1 protein-coding gene and 1 pseudogene are annotated in these 2,929 nt (G+C 67.6%); one reads left to right on the top strand and one right to left on the bottom strand.

Annotated elements, in window-relative coordinates; translation table 11 throughout:
- Window positions 1–226 precede the first annotated feature (226 nt).
- Window positions 227–1,078 (top strand): annotated as a pseudogene (locus JHD07_RS36895) (methyl-accepting chemotaxis protein); the annotation flags it as partial.
- 190 nt (window positions 1,079–1,268) lie between these two features.
- On the opposite strand, the gene JHD07_RS36890 reads toward JHD07_RS36895, so the two are convergent.
- A partial coding sequence (locus JHD07_RS36890; RefSeq protein ID WP_291631146.1) for a DUF2339 domain-containing protein occupies window positions 1,269–2,929 on the bottom strand: 1,661 nt, incomplete at its 5' end.

The following is a 2,929-nucleotide window of genomic DNA, read 5'->3' as shown; positions in this document are numbered from 1 at the left end:
CTTCTTCAGCGACTGCATGGTGGCCATGACTTCGCCCGAGGAGACCACGACCGTGTCGCCAAGGATGTTGGACCATCGTTTGGACATGATGTCGAAGCGCTGACGAAGGCAGCTGTGATGGTGGCCTGCAGACCTTTCGACGGGGTGGTGTCTGTTCGGCGGGTCACGCGCTGGCCAGCCGCGGCGGCGGCAAGACAAGCCGGTGCAAGGTGCTTGGGGCCAGGCACAACGCGGCCGCCGCGTCGATGCCATCACCCGCAATTTCGAGACCATGATCGGCGAGGTCGTCGAGACCGTGTCGTCGGCCTCGACCGAACTCGAGGCCTCCGCGGCCACGCTGAGCGGCACCGCGCAGCGCGGCAAGGAGCTCGCAACGGTCGTTGCGGCTGCATCGGAGGAAGCCTCCACCAACGTGCAGGCGGTGGCGTCCGCCTCCGAGGAGCTGTCGTCCTCCATCACCGAAATCAGCCGCCGCGTGCAGGATTCGGCGCGGATGGCGGCGGAGGCCGTCGAGCAGGCGGCAAGGACCAACGAACGCGTCAACGCGCTGTCGCAGGCCGCCTCCCGCATCGGCGATGTCGTCGAACTCATCAACACCATCGCCGGCCAGACCAATCTGCTGGCGCTGAACGCGACGATCGAAGCGGCGCGCGCAGGGGAAGCCGGCCGCGGCTTTGCGGTCGTCGCCTCCGAGGTCAAGGCGCTGGCCGAGCAGACCGCGAAGGCGACCGGCGAGATCGGGGCGCAGGTGTCCGGGATTCAGGCCGCGACGCAGGAATCGGTCAGCGCCATCCAGGAGATCGGCGGTACCATCGAGCGTCTGTCCGAAGTGTCTGCCGCGATTGCGGCCGCCGTCGAGGAGCAGGGCGCGGCCACACAGGAGATCTCGCGCAACGTTCAGCAGGCCTCGCTCGGCACGCAGGAGGTTTCCTCCAACATCACCAACGTGCAGCGCGGCGCGACCGAGACCGGCTCGGCCTCGGCCGAAGTGCTGTCGGCGGCGAAGTCGCTGGCGACCGACAGCACCCGCCTGAAGGTGGAAGTCGCGCAGTTCCTGGAATCGGTCCGCGCGGCCTAGGCGCGGCGCGCTCGTTGTTCACCTCTCCCGCTTGCGGGAGAGGTCGCGCCGAAGGCGCGGGTGAGGGCTCTCTCCTCCTAGGGATTGTCCCATTGCGGAAACACCCTCTCCCCAACCCTCTCCCGCAAGCGAGAGAGGGGGTGCACCTCGGCCGCAGCAATCACAGCTGATCTCATCACGCTCTCGAGCCTTATGTGCCCGTCTGCGGCGCGGCCGGCGGCGGCGTAACCTGCCGCCGGAACAGGATGCGTTGGTACAGCCAGCCGATCGCGACCAGCACGACGCCGAGGCACATGAACGAGAGCGCGCGATAGACGCCGGTCAGGGTCGACATGTCGACCACGAAGGCCTTCAGGATCGTCAGCGCGATCACGGCGGCAGAGGCAAGGCGCGCGCGCTCCGAGTTGACGAGGATCCCGACGCCGAGCAGCACGACGCCGAAACCGAGCCAGCCGATCGAATAGGTGTATTGCTCGGCGCTCGTGGTGGATCCTGTGGACAGGATCGGCCCGTGATAGAAGCGGCGGATCTCGAGCGTGACATAAGCGAGCGCGAACACGAGCGCGCCGCCCGCAATCGTATTGGCGTAGACCTTGCCACGCTCGCCGACCACCGCATAGGACAGCAGCAGCATCAGCACGGCCGGCAGCGCATAGCCGAGCAGCAACAGGTTGAATACGAGGCCGCCGACGTCGGTTTGCCAGAGCAGCGGATTTTCCAGGATCAACAGACCGAACACGCTGATGAGCCCGGCGATCACGGTCAGCACGACCGCGCCGACATTGTGCACGATGCTGTGGCTGCGCAGCCGCAAGCGCTCCAGCCCGATCGCCATCGCCAGCGTGATGCAGACCTGCAGCGCGAATTCGAGCAGCGAGGGGGCCGCGGTCATGCGGCCGCCGGTCGCATAATGCCTGATCTCCATGAAGGCGAGCAGGGCCGTGAACAGGATTGCTGCGGTCTCGACCATGCGCAGCGGCGCATCATCGGCACGGCGACGCAGGAAGACGCTCGCGCCCCAGAACGAGGCCGCCGGCAGGCCGTAGCCCCACAAAAGCCAATTCAAAATCGGCGTGGTGCCGATGGCGTCGCCGACGATGAAAGGATCGTAGGCGATACGCGCGGTGACGAGCCCGGCGAAGATCGCCGCGAGCCAGCGCAGGAACGGAATCGGGCGCTGCAACGAGATCCAGGCGGTGCCGAGCGACATCAGCGCGAGCGCGATGGTGAGCCAGCCCTTTTCCAGTGCGAAGGTCAGTGCCAGCGCCAGCGCGCCGAGCGTGCCGGTCGCGAACAGCGCGGTGGAAATCATGCCGCCCGGCCGGGTTTCCCGACGCGCCAGGGCTTCGGTCGCGGCGCCGAACGCTGCCGCGAGCAGTATGGCCAGGATCGCGAAGGGGATCGAGCGGTCGAGATGGGCAATGCGCGCATAGAGCGCAACCAGGATCGCGATCGGCGTGGCGACGCCGGCCGCCGACCACACCACCGGAATGATCGCGGAGTTCGAGCGACCCTGCGCGAGGAAGCCCGCAATGCCGAAGCCGGCGGCGAAGATTGCGGCCGTCACGAGATGCAGCGTCACCGCGCTGTCGGTCACGGCCGGTCCAATTCCCGCGATGGGGCCGCCCGGCAGCACCAGCATATCAGGATTGGCGCGCACCGCCCATTCGGCGAACACGATGAAGACGGCTGCCGCAGCCGCGCCGAGCGCACCGGTCGCCGCCGGCGCGCGCCAGGCGACGAACAGCGTGCCGCCGACGAGAAGTGCAAACGCGATCAGCGCGAGATCCGCATGCGCGCTCGACAGCACGATCAGCATCGCGCCGAACAGATAGGCGCCGAGCGAGCTCG

This window comes from Bradyrhizobium sp., from assembly GCF_016462955.1.
GTDB lineage: Bacteria > Pseudomonadota > Alphaproteobacteria > Rhizobiales > Xanthobacteraceae > Bradyrhizobium.
The sequence above is the reverse complement of the archived record's forward strand: the minus strand, read 5'-3'. Positions and strand labels throughout refer to the sequence as shown.